Annotated in this window: 16 protein-coding genes and 1 pseudogene; 10 read left to right on the top strand and 7 right to left on the bottom strand. The window is 68.9% G+C overall.

Annotation, left to right across the window (positions count from 1 at the left end):
• Positions 1-81 precede the first annotated feature (81 nt).
• Positions 82-774, bottom strand: coding sequence for a VOC family protein (locus tag ACFYZB_RS34885; protein WP_388765302.1), 693 nt, complete (start codon positions 772-774; stop codon positions 82-84).
• 416 nt (positions 775-1,190) lie between these two features.
• On the opposite strand from ACFYZB_RS34885, the gene ACFYZB_RS34890 reads away from it, so the two are divergent.
• The 3 genes from ACFYZB_RS34890 (at position 1,191) to ACFYZB_RS34900 (ending at position 2,797) form a co-directional block, all read left to right on the top strand.
• Entirely contained in the window at positions 1,191-1,595 is a 405-nt protein-coding gene (locus ACFYZB_RS34890; protein ID WP_388765304.1) for a PaaI family thioesterase, read from the top strand.
• Positions 1,588-2,265, top strand: a complete 678-nt coding sequence (locus tag ACFYZB_RS34895) for a TetR/AcrR family transcriptional regulator (protein WP_388765306.1) — start codon at positions 1,588-1,590, stop codon at positions 2,263-2,265. The genes ACFYZB_RS34890 and ACFYZB_RS34895 overlap by 8 nt, the downstream gene beginning before the upstream one ends.
• A gap of 130 nt (positions 2,266-2,395) precedes the next feature.
• Positions 2,396-2,797 carry a hypothetical protein gene (locus ACFYZB_RS34900; protein WP_388765308.1) on the top strand — a complete coding sequence of 134 codons (402 nt, stop codon included), beginning with the start codon at positions 2,396-2,398 and terminating at the stop codon, positions 2,795-2,797.
• 49 nt (positions 2,798-2,846) lie between these two features.
• On the opposite strand, the gene ACFYZB_RS34905 is transcribed toward ACFYZB_RS34900, so the two are convergent.
• Positions 2,847-3,020: a hypothetical protein gene (locus ACFYZB_RS34905; RefSeq protein ID WP_388765310.1), complete on the bottom strand. Its 174-nt coding sequence runs from the start codon at positions 3,018-3,020 to the stop codon at positions 2,847-2,849.
• A gap of 466 nt (positions 3,021-3,486) precedes the next feature.
• Here ACFYZB_RS34905 and ACFYZB_RS34910 point away from each other — a divergent pair, with 466 nt between their 5' ends.
• On the top strand, positions 3,487-3,615 hold the full coding sequence (locus ACFYZB_RS34910; RefSeq protein WP_388765311.1) for a hypothetical protein: 129 nt from the start codon (positions 3,487-3,489) through the stop codon (positions 3,613-3,615).
• 247 nt (positions 3,616-3,862) lie between these two features.
• The gene (locus ACFYZB_RS34915; protein ID WP_388765378.1) at positions 3,863-4,678 is read left to right on the top strand and encodes a class I SAM-dependent methyltransferase; all 816 of its coding nucleotides are present in this window, start codon (positions 3,863-3,865) and stop codon (positions 4,676-4,678) included.
• 210 nt (positions 4,679-4,888) lie between these two features.
• Here the strand turns inward: ACFYZB_RS34915 and ACFYZB_RS34920 are convergent, their stop codons facing one another.
• A complete protein-coding gene (locus ACFYZB_RS34920) occupies positions 4,889-5,653 on the bottom strand; it encodes a helix-turn-helix domain-containing protein (protein WP_388765380.1) in 765 nt (254 codons plus the stop codon).
• Between the two features lie 131 nt (positions 5,654-5,784).
• Here ACFYZB_RS34920 and ACFYZB_RS34925 point away from each other — a divergent pair, with 131 nt between their 5' ends.
• On the top strand, positions 5,785-6,207 hold the full coding sequence (locus ACFYZB_RS34925) for a hypothetical protein (protein WP_388765313.1): 423 nt from the start codon (positions 5,785-5,787) through the stop codon (positions 6,205-6,207).
• Between the two features lie 346 nt (positions 6,208-6,553).
• Here ACFYZB_RS34925 and ACFYZB_RS34930 read toward each other — a convergent pair whose 3' ends face one another.
• Positions 6,554-7,774 (bottom strand): glycosyltransferase 87 family protein, encoded by a 1,221-nt coding sequence (locus ACFYZB_RS34930; protein ID WP_388765314.1) that lies wholly within the window; start codon positions 7,772-7,774, stop codon positions 6,554-6,556.
• 410 nt (positions 7,775-8,184) lie between these two features.
• On the opposite strand from ACFYZB_RS34930, the pseudogene ACFYZB_RS34935 reads away from it, so the two are divergent.
• The 3 genes and pseudogenes from ACFYZB_RS34935 to ACFYZB_RS34945 all read left to right on the top strand — a co-directional run.
• Positions 8,185-8,511 (top strand): annotated as a pseudogene (locus tag ACFYZB_RS34935) (ATP-binding protein); the annotation flags it as partial.
• Positions 8,512-9,179: 668 nt separating this feature from the next.
• Positions 9,180-9,521, top strand: a complete 342-nt coding sequence (locus tag ACFYZB_RS34940) for a hypothetical protein (RefSeq protein WP_388765316.1) — start codon at positions 9,180-9,182, stop codon at positions 9,519-9,521.
• Positions 9,522-9,661: 140 nt separating this feature from the next.
• On the top strand, positions 9,662-10,093 hold the full coding sequence (locus tag ACFYZB_RS34945; protein WP_388765318.1) for a transposase: 432 nt from the start codon (positions 9,662-9,664) through the stop codon (positions 10,091-10,093).
• A 119-nt stretch (positions 10,094-10,212) separates the two neighbouring features.
• Here the strand turns inward: ACFYZB_RS34945 and ACFYZB_RS34950 are convergent, their stop codons facing one another.
• From ACFYZB_RS34950 to ACFYZB_RS34960, 3 genes are all read right to left on the bottom strand, one after another.
• Positions 10,213-10,710, bottom strand: coding sequence for a hypothetical protein (locus ACFYZB_RS34950; RefSeq protein ID WP_388765320.1), 498 nt, complete (start codon positions 10,708-10,710; stop codon positions 10,213-10,215).
• Positions 10,711-10,806: 96 nt separating this feature from the next.
• Complete coding sequence (locus tag ACFYZB_RS34955) at positions 10,807-12,414, bottom strand: hypothetical protein (protein WP_388765322.1); 1,608 nt, start codon at positions 12,412-12,414, stop codon at positions 10,807-10,809.
• A gap of 282 nt (positions 12,415-12,696) precedes the next feature.
• Positions 12,697-12,867 (bottom strand): hypothetical protein, encoded by a 171-nt coding sequence (locus ACFYZB_RS34960; RefSeq protein ID WP_388765325.1) that lies wholly within the window; start codon positions 12,865-12,867, stop codon positions 12,697-12,699.
• Positions 12,868-13,359: 492 nt separating this feature from the next.
• On the opposite strand from ACFYZB_RS34960, the gene ACFYZB_RS34965 reads away from it, so the two are divergent.
• Positions 13,360-13,629: a hypothetical protein gene (locus ACFYZB_RS34965; RefSeq protein ID WP_388765327.1), complete on the top strand. Its 270-nt coding sequence runs from the start codon at positions 13,360-13,362 to the stop codon at positions 13,627-13,629.
• The last annotated feature ends 341 nt before the right edge of the window (positions 13,630-13,970 follow it).

A 13,970-nucleotide genomic window follows, 5' to 3' on the forward strand; every position in this document is an offset into this window, starting at 1 on the left:
CAGGTACGCAGGACGGAGTGGGCGGCGGGAGCGGGAGCGGAGCCTCAGGCCGGCGCGGCGATTCCAGGTTCGTAGCATGTATCAGCCGTCTCGGCCCTGCCACGTGGTCACGCAGGCTTCGTTCCCCTCCATGTCGGCGAGCACCCAAAAAGCGGGGGCATGAGTGGCAGATACGAGCCGGCCCCCGGCCCCCAGCGCGGCATCAATCCGCCGGGGTGCCTCGTCGTGCGGAACGCAGATGTCGAAGTGGATGCGATTGCGCTGCGGGCGCGCCCGATCCATCTGCTGGAACCAGACAGCCGGACCCTGCCCCACAGGGTCAACGAGAGGATCCTCTGCTCCGTCGCCATCCGCCTCATCGGCGTACCCCAGCACGGCCTTCCAGAACGGCCGAACCGTGGAGATGTCCAGCGCATCAATCGCGATCTCCAGGAGCTGGACCGACCGCGGCGCCCCCGTTCCGATTTCAGGCTCCGTCAGCAATCCGGTCCTGTCCACGGCGACAGAGATCCGATGCGCCAGTTCGACATCCCGTGTGGTGACCGCTGCATGGGCCGGCGACTGGAGGGTGAACACGACCCGATCGGGGCGGGCATCGACCCGAAGGTGTTGATCGGCGTCGCTGTCACACACCGCGACGGCGTCTGCCGCCAAGCCGATCGCCTGAGCCAACGACCCGACCGGGACTGAGGTTCTCAAAGTGCCCAGCAGGAAACGCCATCCAGAGTCGTGGACCGCCTCTGACGCTTCCTGCCGACTCAGTATTCGCTCCATGCCTGCATCCTCGCAGGCCCACGGTCAGCCTCGCCTGGCGGGGCATCTGACACACGCCCTACCTCCAGATGGCTTCGACCGGCTGTCGAACGACCGAGCCCTGCACGTCGCGCCTGAGGTGGTCCGGCGTGGAAGGCATCACGCCATGACGTGGTCCTTGCCGGAGCCGCTGCTGACCGTAGCCGTGAACGGCCCTGCATTGCCCACCGGGTGAGCCGCCGAGCCGAAGTGGGACGGTTCTCCAGGCACGTGAAGTTGTCTCATGCGAGTGACAGCGCAGCGTCTCTCGGCACGCCTCCGATCGGCACCAGCAGACCGCACAGCCCTGCAGCCTCGCGCCACAGGCGTGGACGCGAACCGTGACGCCCGCATAACATGTCACCGTTAACTTAACGGCGACAACCTGAGGGGCCGCGATGACCATCACCGCGCAAGACGTCTACGCCTTGGCGCCGTTCGCCAGGACGCTCGGGATACGCTTCGGATCCCTCAAGGCCGACACTGTCACCGCGCAACTCGCCTACACGCCCGAGCAGTCCACCGTCGGCGCCGCGATGCACGGCGGGGCACTGATGGGGCTGGCCGATGTAGCCGGCGCCGTGTGCGCCACGCTGAACGGGACCGCCGACACCGTCCCCGCGACCATGGAATCCACCACCCACTTCCTGCGGCCCGTACACGGCACCGGCGCCTTCGCGACCTCCCGCCCGCTGCACGTCGGCAAGTCAACGGTCGCCGTGGAAATCGACATCAGGGATGACGAAGACCGGCTCTGTGTCCGCGTCACTCAACTCGTCGCCCTCCGGAGGCGCCATGACTAAGGGACCCGGCCAGAGCACGGCCGGCGCCCGCGCCGGCACAACCGAAGGACGTCGGCGCAGTCGGGCCAAGCGAGGCCACGGCGGCCGACTGAGGGACGAGCTCATCGAAGCGGCCGGCAGGCTGCTCGACGACGCCGGCGAGGACGGCGTGACCATCCGTGCGGTGGCACAGGCTGTCGGGGTCAGCACCCCCTCGGTATATCTGCACTTCGACAACCGACTGGAACTGCTGCACACCGTGTGCCTCGGAGTCTGGGACGAGCTCGGCCGACGGATGCTGAGCATCAGCGCCCAGACCACCGACCCGTTCACCGAACTCCACCAACGCAGTGTCGCCTACATCAGGTTCGGGCTCGACCATCCCCTGCGCTATCGCCTGGTCGCGACCGGACCCGCGACAGCCGCCACTGAGCAGGTCGCCGACGCCTGCTTCCGATTCCTGCGGGAAACGGTGCAGCGATGCGCCGACGCCGGCGTGCTCCACGGCGATGTGACGGCGCTGACCCGGGCCATCTGCGCATGCCTGCACGGTGCCGTCTCGCTGCTGATCCTCCAGCCGACCTCGAAATGGCCCGACGACATCCCCCAGTACGCAGACGATGCCGCCACCCTCGCCTGCCAGGGCGCCGCCGCCCTCTCCCGCGCGCAGCATGGCCGCTACGAAACGTGAACAGTTCGGCCCTGGGCAACGCTCCGCTTCGCCGCGCCGGCGTTCTCATCGGCCGACGGTTGGCGCAGCGGTCGGCGGCCGGCCTGCGCGGGGCTGAAAAGGGCTGGTCCTCCATGCCCTTGCGGTAGTGATGGCGCAGTTCGCCGCGCTGTCCGAAGAAGATCCGCCGGGCCAGGCGGTGGCGGGCCTCGGCCATGTCGAGCTGCTTGCCGATCATGTGTGTCTGGAGAAGGACGGCTACCGTGCTCGGCACGCCGTGCACGCGGGCCGGCGGGTGCTGCTGCGCTCCGGGCAGGGCACGGGCATGACCGCCTTCCCCGAGATCCGGACAGCGGCTCTCGCGCAGCTGCCGACTGACACCGGGCTGGACGGCAAGCTGGTGGTGTGGGAACGGGACCGGCTGACGTTTGAGCGGCTGCAGCGGCGTCTCGCCCTGCGCGGGGCCGGTGCGGCCGAGGCGGCACCAGTGGCGGGCGCACTACGGGACACCACCGGTCAGTGCTGTCGCCCTGCGATGACGCCGTTGATCTGAGTCGCCCCATCGTCGGTGGGTGCCGCCCCAGTCCCGGCTGCCGGGACCGTCAGTACATGACGAACCCCATCAGCACCAGACCCCAGGGCGCGAAGATCACTGGAAGCGATATGAGCCAGCCCATCCTCCAGGAGGTCCTGGATCCGATGAAGGCGCAGAACAGCGCCATCAGGCATGTGTAGATCAGGAAGCCGTATGCGATGACCCCTGCACCCGAACCCACCGTGCCTCCTCGTGAGATCTGCCGCGCGGACGACGGCAGTTTCCCCTTGACCTCCTGGACTCTCATATTTGAACATGTTCAAATGCTGCCAGGTCAAGGGTTCGGGAGGATCGCGTACGGAACCCGTCGCCGAACTGGGATTCACAGAACTGCATACAGAGGCAAGTTCAGCGTGACGCTCATGGTTGCGTGACGATTCCGGCCCGGAGGAGTTCGAACCAGGCTCGGCCGTACATCGTCGGCTGCGTAGAGGTCTTGGCTGAGGAAGCCGGCAGAGCCCTTCATCGGCTTCGGTGCGTCCTGCTCGGCCTGCGGGATCCACTCCAGCAGGAGCCAGGCGGAACTTCCCTGTCAGCGCACCCAGACCCGCGTGTGGCACTTCTATGACGACATGCGCCAGGCTGCGCCGACGTGGAAGGAGGTCTGCGGACGCTCCGCAATGTCGAACTGAATGAACACACAGTCCATGCAGCCATTCCCGACGCAGTTCACACAGTCGAACCGGATGCTCGACCGGGGCGCCTACTGGTACCACGCCACCGAGTTCGCAGGGTGCAGCGCAACCGCAGCGACCGTGAAGTGCACGGTCAAGTGACCTGATCAACCTATGGGGGCGGTGTCCGGACTAGGTGGCGCCGTCCCCCCTTCCGCTCCCCGGCGCCTACTGCGGCATCTTCGCGCGCCATCGATTCCGAAGAACTCGTACGCCGGCTCGTCCCTGGTACCGAGCCTCGCTTCATGGCCCCGCGCACACAACCTGGCTCCACGAGTCGGGCCCTTGGGAATCGATCATCTAGGCTGGCGCGGTGACTGATGAGCAGGAGCGGGTGCAGCCGTCGGGAGTGTGGGCCACGGCGGTGGGGGTGGCCAGGGTGCGGGCGTTGGAGACCGAGCGGGAGGATGCGCTGTTCCGTGACCCACTGGCGCAGGCCTTCGCCACCGCGGGCGGCCTGTGGCCCTCCTCGCCGCCGCTGCCCGGTGACGAGGCCGCGCGCCGCCGTCGGCTGGGCGTGGCGTTCTCCATCGTCATCAGGACGAAGTTCCTCGACGACCTGTTGCAGCAGGCGTCCGCGTCCGGGGTCCGGCAGGTCGTGCTGCTCGGCGCCGGCATGGACAGCCGGGCCTTCCGGATGGACTGGCCCGAGGGCACTCGGCTGTTCGAGGTCGACACCGCCGCGCCACTGGACTTCAAGGCTTCGGTGCTGCGCCAGGAGCGGGCCGTCGCACGCTGCGAGCGGATCACCGTCGCGGTGGATCTGCGTGAGGACTGGCCGGCCGCGCTGGCTGCCGCAGGGCACGACCCGGCGGTGCCGACCGTGTGGATCGCCGAAGGACTGCTGATCTATCTGCCCGAGGACGCGGTGGAGTTGCTGCTGGCCCGGATCAGCGCGCAGTCGGCGGCGGGCAGTCGGATGGGGCTGACGTTGGGCTCGCGCGGCGTGATCGAACGCTTCGGCGCGGACGCCGTGCCGGGATCGGCGGCGTCCATGTGGGTCTCGGAGATGCCCGACGACCCGGTGGGCTGGCTGGCCGGGCACGGCTGGGAGGCCGAGAGCCACACCCTGCGCGAGCGCGCTGCCGCCTACGGCCGCCCGATCAGCACCCCGCCACAGCGCGAGGAGGGGCCCGGCGGACTGATCTCGGCGGTCCGCCGGTAGAGCACCTCCCGATTCCCTGCATGATCGATTCCAAGGGGGCCGGCCTGATGAGTGGAGCCAGGTTCATGCGCGGCCAGCCGGTCATGCGCGCACTGACCGCCTACGACCACTAGATGATCAGTTCCAAGGGGTCAGTGACCGTAGACGGTGAGCGAGCGTAGGACAGGTTGGCGGTTCGGTGACTGCGCGGGGCTGTGCCGGGCAGGCCGGTTACCGCTTGACGAGTTCGGCCAGCATGACGCTGGTCGCTTGGTCAGCCGGTAGGAACGCCTCAAGTCGTAGTTCGGCGATGGTGACGTCGATGGCGGTTCCGAAGTGGGTCAGCGTGGTGATGAGCGTGAGCTCCCTGTCGTCTGCCGGATCCTGTGCCCGCAGGCGCAGAGGTACGGCGAAGCCGAGGTGGTGCGGTGATTCGCCCGGACGTGGTGGTGCCAGGTCGGTGAGTTCGGAGGCCAGGCGTTGGATGTGGTCGTCTGGGTTGCGCACGCTCTCGGCCTGGATGCGGTCGATGATGTGCCACGCCCACTCGTCGAGGTTGACGATGCGTGGTGCGAGACCCTGCGGATGCAGCAGCAGGCGGGGAACGCTCACCGGCGGTACGAGCAGATGCGGGGCCACACCGGCGGTGAGCGCGTCGAAGGCGGCGTTGGCCGAGACGAGGTCACCGTGCCGGTCGACGACAACCGCCGGGTACGGGAGGTGGCCGTGCAGGATCCGTTCGAGGGCGGTGCGAATCGGTTCGAGCTGGGGGGCGTCCAGGCGGGTCTGCGGGTAGACGGGTGCGAATCCGGCCGCAAGGAGCAGTTCGTTGCGCTCGCGGATCGGCACCTCCAAGGTTTCGGCCAGCCGAATGATCATCGATCGGCCGGGGGTCGACCGTCCGCTCTCGATGAAGCTGACGTGCCGCTGCGTGGTTCCGGTACGCATGGCCAGTTCCAGCTGGCTGACGCGCCGGCGAGCCCGCCTCTGTTCGATTCGCTGATCACCCCTCTTGTGTAACCCGCTCGGCCGCCGATCCGCGATTCCCTGCGAGGAATTGCCGCCCGACGGCCGACCCAGCAGGGTCGTTACCGCCCGCCGACCACGTGCAGCCGAAGGGAACAACCATGGCCGACATTGACATCCACAACCTCACCGACCGCTACGTTGCCGTGTGGAACGAGCCTGATGCAGAGCGCCGCCGCGCCGCGATTCGCGAGCTGTGGTCCGCCGATGCGGTCCATGTGCTGCAGCCTCCCAAGGAGATCCTGCAGACCGCCGAAGGGCTGGGCTTCGACCGTCTCGTTTTGGAGGCGCGCGGGCACCACGCACTGGAGTTCCGAGTGACACGCGCCTACGAGGAGTTCGTCGCGCCGGGCACCTTCGTCTTCCGCTCGCGCGGCAACACCGACCGACTCCACGACATCGTCAAGTTCAACTGGGAGATGGCGCCCCGGCACGGTGGCGAGGTCGCCGGCGTCGGTCTGGAGATCCTCATGCTCGGCCCCGACGGCCGCATCGTCAGCGACTTCCAGTTCATCGAAGGATGACCGCCATGACGGCGATACTCCCATCGATGGTGCGCAGCTACCACGTCAGCGCCACGGCGGAATCGATGGCCTCTCACTGCGCACGCGCGAACCACGCACACCCGGGGAGGTGAGGGGAGGTCGTCGCCGTTGGACCGGGTGTCCGGCGGGTGCGTCCAGGCGACCACGTCACCGCAGCAGTGTTCCCGCGGCGGCTGGACGCCTGCGACCGCTGACCCCTTGGAATTGATCATCTAGCAGTGATGTCCGCGCAGGCCGCCCCCCTCGCGTCGAGGCCGGGCTTTGCCGGACGCGACGCCGGGATCCACCGGGCGAGGGCTGACGGCCGTGGCGGCCCCGGGGCGGCTCAACCCGTATGTGCCACCGCGTAGTGGGCGTCTGAGGACGCCGCGTCGTCAGGCCTCGCTTGCGGCCGCGAGGCCGTACTGCGCCAGAGTCGGCGGCAGGCCGAGACCGTCGCGACCAGCAGCAGCCCGTCGCGGATCAGCAGTACGACGATGCCCGGCAGATTGCTCCGCACGACCTGGCCGAAGCCGACGGGGAATTCGAGCACCGTGAAGAAGCACGCGGCCAGGATGAGCAGCACGGGCCTGCGCTGGACGGAGGAGCGGCTGGTCAGGCAGAGCGCGCCGAGGCCGAGCAGCCAGATCAGGTACTGGGGGCTGATCACCCGGCTGGTGGTGACGAAGACCAGCACCGCGGCGAACGCCGCGTCGTAGAGCACGACGTCGCTGAATGTGCGGGCGCCCACCCGCCACCAGATCAGCCAGCAGAAGGCCAGGACCGTGCCGGCCAGTGCTATCCGGGCCGCGGTGGGCACATACGGGCCGAGGAACTCGTACGACCCGTAGTGCAGCCGGGAGGTGCCGTGCCACAGGCCGAGCCAGCGCAGGACATGAAACGGCAGGGCGCCCAGCGACTCGATCTCGACGCCGCGCTGACGCTGCTCGGTGAGGAACGCGAACGGTCCCCGGGTGAACGTCAGGAACGCGGCGCTGACGCCGGCGATGGTGACCAGCGCCGCCGCCCAGGAGCGGCGGGTCGCGTGGCCCGGCCGCGCACCGGCGAGCACGAGTACCGGCCAGACCTTGACCAGCGCGCCGATCCCGGCCAGCGCGCCTGCCACCCGGGGGTGCCGTCCGGCGGCCAGCAGGGCAGCGACCGCGAGGGCGGTGACCATCACGTCGTAGCGGGCCAGGGCCAGCGGGCCGAGCACGGCGACGCCGGTGACCCACAGCCAGGCGCCGGCCCGGTCCCGGCCAGGGGCCCGCCCGGCCCGCAGCAGCATCGCCAGAACCGTCGCGTCGGCGGCACAGGCGAGCACGTAGAAGGCGTGCGAGTAAGTCAGGAACGGCAGCAGTGCCGGGGCGAGGAAGACCGCCGCCGCGGCGGGCGGGTACTGCCAGGTGACATCGCCGACCGGAAAGCTGCCGGTCAGCAGCCGTTCGTACCAGCCATGGTAGATGACGACCACGTCAGGACGGACATCGTCACCGGGGAAGCGCAGGGCGCCGAAGAGGCTCAGCAGCAGTACGGCTCGCGTCACCGCCCAGGCCAACACCGGCATCCATGTCCCTGAGCGACCCGCGATCACCGTTCCACGCCGCCACACCGTCACGTTTCAAGACCCCTCCGTCAACCGCCTTACACGGGTCACACTGCCGGTACCGACCCGCATGAAGGTGACAACACGATGAACATAGTGCGTCATCCTGCTGCACCAGGGCGTGACCCCGACTTCCCCTGCAGTCCTGGAGGACCTCAAGCCTGTTTTCCGTCCGTACAGTCGGATGCAAGGTAACTTCGAGTTGCCGAGTGACCTCAGGACTCAGGCGAATCATCCAGCATGCCTTCAGCGAGCCTGAAGTGCACCGGCTGGAGGCGAACATCCAGCCTGACAACGCTCCCTCCCTGAACCCGCCGTGGGTCGATCCCGCTGGGCAGGTTCGAAAACGCCCCCGGTTCGGCGGCGCCGCTGCCCCTCGGACGCGGGCCCTGCTCGGGCCTCCTGTTTCAACGGGTGGGGTGGTCAAGACGCACATCGCCGTCGCCCTCGCGGCAGCCGCCTGCCGGGCCGGCTACTCGATCTGCTTGACCAGGCTCGACAACATGGTCCGCAACCTCAAAGCCGCCGAGACGGCCAGTGGCCCGACCAGCAAACTCGGCTGCGGCCCGGTGTTCTCGTGGTGGACGACGGGGGCTACCAGTCCCTGGAACGGGCCGAGGCGGACCCGGTCTTCGGGGGCGATCTCCAAGCGTTGCGAAAAGGGCTCGATCATTCTCACTTCGAACAAGAGCTTGAGCCTCAAGGCCATCGAGCAAGAGACCGAAGTCGCCTGACCGCCGGCGACGTTCGCTCGTACGCAACTGGGCAGAACAGGTCGTACGCCGACAGCCAGCGGACCGACCACGCTCCAACTCGTGCTCCGGCCTGGCGAGCTGAGCATCGCTGAGCCTGGGCCGCCCCGGAGGGCCCTCGACAGAACCCCGGTCTCGCCGTGCTCGCCCATGCCCGGCGCCATCTCTCCACGGAACGCTCGGTCATCCGCAGTGCGGCGGCGATCCCAGAGTCGGGTCAACTTTCAAGCGTCGCTGCTGTGTCCACTTTTCAGCCGTCGCCGACAAGCGGGGCCCCCGAATGGAGGCCCCCCATCGTTACAGAAGCCATTGGGCCATTCTAAGGAGTCGAAATTGCGAGAACGCCAAGTGTGTCACGGGCCGTCAGCTTCCTTTTCCTGCTTGCGGTGTGATTCGCAGCTGGGACAGGGCCGGTGTGCGGGCCCTCCTCAGCCTCGATGGCCCATACAAGGGAGAGTTACGGGTATATCTGCGCTTTGTAACGCGAATCCTTTCGTTGATCTGATGGCGCCATGGAGGGCCACAGTGTGGTGCCTCGGCACCAAGCCGGGAATGTCGGATTGCACGCCCGGCCCGAGCAGGGTCGGTGTGCACGAACGTGAGGTGACAGATTCATGTCTGTTTCTCGTACGACGGTCCGCCTGATCGCCACCTGTGTGGCTTCGGGCGCCCTCGTCGCCGCGGCCGCCATGCCGGCCCTGGCCGCCGTGTCCCTCCACGACCGCGACAACGGGAGGAATCACTCGCACAGCTACAGAAGCGGCCACGACCGCGACGGTCAGTTCCGCGACCGGGACCGGGGCTGGGACCGGGACCGGGGCTGGGACCGGGACCGGGGCTGGGACCGGGACCGGGAGAGGGGCCATGGTTGGGACCGGGATCGGGAGCATGGCCGGCACCGCGGCTGGTACAGCGACCGGCACCGGGATCACGGCCGCTACCTCGGCCACCGCTAGCCCACCTGGAGGCCGTGCCATGAGGTAGAGGCCGACCACCCCCTCTGCCACCCGTCGTCATAGCCGGCACGGCCGCCACACCCCGTCGGAGGGCCGAAGACCGCACCTTGCGGTCTTCGGCCCTCCAGAACGTGGCCCTGTTGACGGTGCACGAAAGTGCCGAGACCTGGGCGACCTGTGCCGACGCGGTGACCGGTCGGGGCGGGGTCGTCGGCCGAGGTCGATGCCTCGGGCGTGACGGTCTGGCCCGCGACGAGCGTGAGGAGTTGGCCCGGCTGCGGCGGGAGAACCGCCACCTGCGCGAGGACGTGGAGATCCTCAAGCGGGCCACGGCTTCTACGCCCGCCGGAGGCTGCTGGCAGCGAGACAGCCTCTCCGTTCTCGCCGGCGCGAGCGACCCGGTCCTCATCCCGGGCCAGACGCCGGTCGACGAAAGTGAACTCCCGCCCGGCCCACGAGTGGAACGGGTGCGCGACCCGCACAACACCGTACTGACCATGCTGATCGTTGAGGTTGGAATCGTGCCAAGCTGGGCCGAATATGCGGCCGTCCCGTGGGCTGGGTGCCGGTGAAGGACACCCACCGCGCCACCGTACGGATCGCTTCGCCGCTGGTGATCGGCGAGGAGGACGTGGGCTGGGGGCCGGAGCATCTGCGGCGGTTCCTGAGCGGCTGAGGCTCGATGCGGGTACTACCGGGTCACGGTGACGGTGACCTCGTAGCGTTCCTGGCCTGGGGAGCAGCGCATCGCCTCGCCGCAGGCGGTGCGGCGGGCCGTGACGTGCGCGGTGCCAGGCCGGCGGGCGGTGAACCGTGCCGAGGAGGTCCCGCAGCCGCGGCCCGGCGGGCAAGTGCCGGCGGGGATGGTGCCGCCTCCGGACGGGGCGAGCACCTGCGGGTCCGATCCGGCCGGGGTCGACCAGTAGGTGCTGTGCAGGCGCACCACGACGAGAGTGCCGGTGGTCACCCGGACGGTCGTTCCCCGTGCCCGTTCGTCGAGGACGAGGGGTGTCGAGGAGTGGCCGGCCGGAGCCGGGGAGGTGCCGGAGTCCGGCGGTGGTGTGACGGGAGGGGTTCCGGCGGTCCCGCCGGAACATCCGGTGAGGAGGCAGGCCGCCGCAGCCAGGCAGACGATGCCGGTGTGCAGCGGGCGCGGCCGGACGGGGCGGCGGGCCGGCAGGTGTGGCATGGGCGCTCCCGAGGACACCGCCCGCGAGGACGGGCGAACGGCGGTGGAGGGCGGGGGGCGGGGCGGCGGCCCGCCCCCCGCGGTCTGGGGTGAGGGTCAGGAGACGGTCACGTCGTCGTAGTAGGTGTACGTCGCGTCACCCGCGTAGTTGTCGTCCTTGTTGGTGAGGGTGAGCGTGTAGTTGTGGCCCGGGGTGACGGTGCCGGACACCTGCTTCCAGCCTGCGCCCTGGGTGCAGGTCTTGCCCAGCAGCGTCGTGGTGGTGCCGGAGGTGGTGTCCTGGAGCGTGGCCGTCGCCCAGTCGTAGGTCACCGTGTCCGGGCAGGTGACGTTGTACCAGAAGGAGACCTTGCTGGTGCCGGACGGGGCGGTGAAGCTCTGGGAGAGGGAGGACGTGCTGGTCGGGCTGGTCGAGCCGAGCATCGCGCCGTAGCTCCCGCTGTGGGCCGCCGAGCCGGTGGCGGAGGTGCTGCCGCTGGTGGTCCAGCCGGACAGGCTGCCGGTCTCGAAGGTGCCGTTGGTGAGGGTGCCGCCGCCCGTACCGCCGCCGCCCACGATCGGGTGCGAGATGGCGCAGGAGTTGGTGTCGTTGGACCAGCTCGCCTGCTCGGCGAAGGTGCCGGTGCCCATCCTCACGTTGGCCGCGCCGCCCGTGCTTCCGGGCGAGATCCAGGCGCACTCGTCGGAGTTCTCCTGGCCGTCGTAGGAGCTGCCGGTGTGGTTGGTCCAGCCGCCGGCCGGGTTCTGGTCGGACATCATCTCGTGCCACTCGTGGCCGAGCGTCATGGTCCAGCCGTCGAGCGTGCCGGGCGAGTTGACGAAGCCGACACCGCAGCCCGCGCCGGAGTCCATGTTGTACGGCTGGTTGCTGAACGCGATGTCACCGTAGGAGGAGGACACCGGACCGCCGGTCAGGGTGCTGTCGCCGTTGTAGTCGTGCCAGGCGCAGTACTGGCCCTGGTAGTTGTCCGGGTTCGTACCGTGCGGCGACAGGATGACGTAGTACGCGTCACGGTTGGCGGCCGCGGTGGTGTTGCCGAAGTGACCGGCCGCCTTGACGGCCTCGGCACCCAGCTGGTGCCCGGTCGCGGCGCTCGGGGAGGCTGCGGAGTTGTCGTACCACACGCCTGCCAGCACGCCGCCGCTCTGGTACGGGACGAAGTTGGCGTTGGACGGACAACTGGTGGCGCCGGCCGCCACGTTGGGGCCGTCACACCACTGGGTGAGGTCGGCGGACCACAGCTCGTTGCCGGTGCCGATGCCCTTGAACATCTCCTGGGTGACCGGGGCCGCGCCGTCCGGGTCGCCGGAGAACGTGGCGTCGCCGCTGCCGTTGGTGCTCTGCGTGCCCCACTGCGAGCCGTAGAAGACCAGGTAGACCTTGGAGTGGCCGCTCTGGACGCCGATGCCGTCGATGCCGCCGCCGTAGGAGAGCGTCTCCGGCCCCGTCGCCGCGGTCGCTGCGGGATGGGCGGCCGACCAGGACTTCATCTTGGCGTGCTGCTGAATGGTGGGAAGGACACCGTGCCGGTACGGGTGCTGGTAGGCCGGGTCGTACGGGTTCGGTCTGGCCGTGTGACCTGCGGCCTGGGGCGCGGCTGTCGCCTGGGGTATGGAGGCGAGTGCCACAGCGGTGAGAAGGGACAGCGACGCGAGACCGGTCAGGGCCGCCCGGGCCGCGCCGCGAATGTGGGGTTTACCCATGGGTGATGGGTTCCTTTCTGCGTACAGACCTCCGCCGTGGGTGCGGTGGAGGCGAGCTACGTGAGATGTCGACGGGGCAGTGCCGGGGTGACCACAATTCCCCTGCCACAACGCGTCTTTGCTGGTCGCAACAGGTGATGCCCCGTCAGACGGCGAGAAGCAAAGCAGACTTGACGCGTTCGGGTCAATGGGAATGCGCAGGGTCTTCACGGGAAACTGGGCCACGCGGTCCGCATTTCGTGCGTCAATGCGAAGGTGCCGAAAGTTGAAGGAAATACTGAGTCAAGAATTCGGCGCCTGGAGGATCACAAGCGGCAAAAAACGGGCGTACTCGTCGGTGGCGAGCCGGCCGAGGGTGTCGCGCCGGCGCAGGTACACGGCGCTCGGCCGGTCCAGCCCGGCGATCATGTTGAGCAGGGTGGACCTGCCGCAGCCGGACAGGGCGGTGCTCATCCCAGGGATGTACCAAGACGGCCCCCAGGTGGAGCCCGGCACACACGCCGGCATCGGGCCGATGCGGCTGTACGGCTGCATCGCCGGCAAGGAGGAGCAACTCGACCTTGTGCCCTGATGAGTAGAAGAACTCATGACACCCACCGAGCTGCGGGAAAAGATCGAGGGATGACGAAGCCAAGGAAGACGAGAGCCCGGCTCGGGATGCTGCCGTTGGCGGCGACGGTCCTGCTGGCGGCGGGTTGCGGAACGCAGCAGGCAAGGGGCACCGCCGACGCGTACCGGCGTTCGCATCCAACGCCGACCGGCATATCGACGCCGAGTACACAGGCAGACTTCCCTTGCCCGGGCGAGAGCACCAAGCCGACGGCGCCCACGACCGCCACCACTCCCGGCTCGACCGAGCCGCCGACCGACCACTACGCCGAAAACCATGGCTTCAGAGTTCCCATCCCCCTCCACGGCCAGAGCCGCTGCGACGGACTCACCGCCGTGGAACGCATCGAGAGCGCACTCGAACCGCTGCGCCGGCGCGGCGAATTCGCCCCGGACAGCGTCCGCACCGCGCTCACCAGCCTCGGCTACTCCGCCGGAAAGGTGCAGACGTACCAGGACGGGACCGCCGGAGTCGGCTTCCTCATCGACATCGGCGCCTCTCCCTGGTGTGTCGAGGGCACGATGAGCAGTTCCTCCACCAAGGCGGATGCCTTCGGCGGCTACCCCGACGGCACCGGCTGCGAGCCCCCGAGCGGCGGCCACTGACCACAGTCCCGCCAGTGACAACCCTCCGGACAGCCAGGACCGGCGGGCCCACCGTTGCCGAACTCGTACGGACGGCGCCGCTCTTCAGCTGCGCGCGTTCCCCAGCGTACGAGAGGCCCACCCCTCGCTGCGGACGCGCCGATCGTCGCCGTGTCGTCACGCGCTCCCCTCCGTCGTCGGCGCAGAATCGGCGCGGCCCATTCCCGGGGAGCCTTCCCGTGGGGCGACGAGCTGGAGTCGGGCGAGGAGTGCCGGGCGAACGTGCGGCAGGGCCGCTTCCCCGATCACCACAGCCGCCTCGACGGCTGGTACGGCACCGCTCCGATGACCGCCGCCCGCGG

Origin of the sequence: Streptomyces sp. NPDC001852 (assembly GCF_042891825.1) — a bacterium.
Taxonomy (GTDB): domain Bacteria; phylum Actinomycetota; class Actinomycetes; order Streptomycetales; family Streptomycetaceae; genus Streptomyces.

Excerpts from the sequence above, each read along its gene's own strand:
- ACFYZB_RS34885 (WP_388765302.1), bottom strand. The coding sequence starts at position 774 with ATGGAGCGAATACTGAGTCGGCAGGAAGCGTCAGAGGCGGTCCACGAC.
- ACFYZB_RS34960 (WP_388765325.1), bottom strand. The coding sequence starts at position 12,867 with ATGAGCACCGCCCTGTCCGGCTGCGGCAGGTCCACCCTGCTCAACATG.
- ACFYZB_RS34895 (WP_388765306.1), top strand. The coding sequence starts at position 1,588 with ATGACTAAGGGACCCGGCCAGAGCACGGCCGGCGCCCGCGCCGGCACA.
- ACFYZB_RS34890 (WP_388765304.1), top strand. The coding sequence starts at position 1,191 with ATGACCATCACCGCGCAAGACGTCTACGCCTTGGCGCCGTTCGCCAGG.
- ACFYZB_RS34955 (WP_388765322.1), bottom strand. The coding sequence starts at position 12,414 with ATGGGTAAACCCCACATTCGCGGCGCGGCCCGGGCGGCCCTGACCGGT.
- ACFYZB_RS34925 (WP_388765313.1), top strand. The coding sequence starts at position 5,785 with ATGGCCGACATTGACATCCACAACCTCACCGACCGCTACGTTGCCGTG.
- ACFYZB_RS34900 (WP_388765308.1), top strand. The coding sequence starts at position 2,396 with ATGGCGCAGTTCGCCGCGCTGTCCGAAGAAGATCCGCCGGGCCAGGCG.
- ACFYZB_RS34910 (WP_388765311.1), top strand. The coding sequence starts at position 3,487 with ATGCAGCCATTCCCGACGCAGTTCACACAGTCGAACCGGATGCTCGAC.
- ACFYZB_RS34930 (WP_388765314.1), bottom strand. The coding sequence starts at position 7,774 with ATGCCGGTGTTGGCCTGGGCGGTGACGCGAGCCGTACTGCTGCTGAGC.
- ACFYZB_RS34940 (WP_388765316.1), top strand. The coding sequence starts at position 9,180 with ATGTCTGTTTCTCGTACGACGGTCCGCCTGATCGCCACCTGTGTGGCT.
- ACFYZB_RS34950 (WP_388765320.1), bottom strand. The coding sequence starts at position 10,710 with ATGCCACACCTGCCGGCCCGCCGCCCCGTCCGGCCGCGCCCGCTGCAC.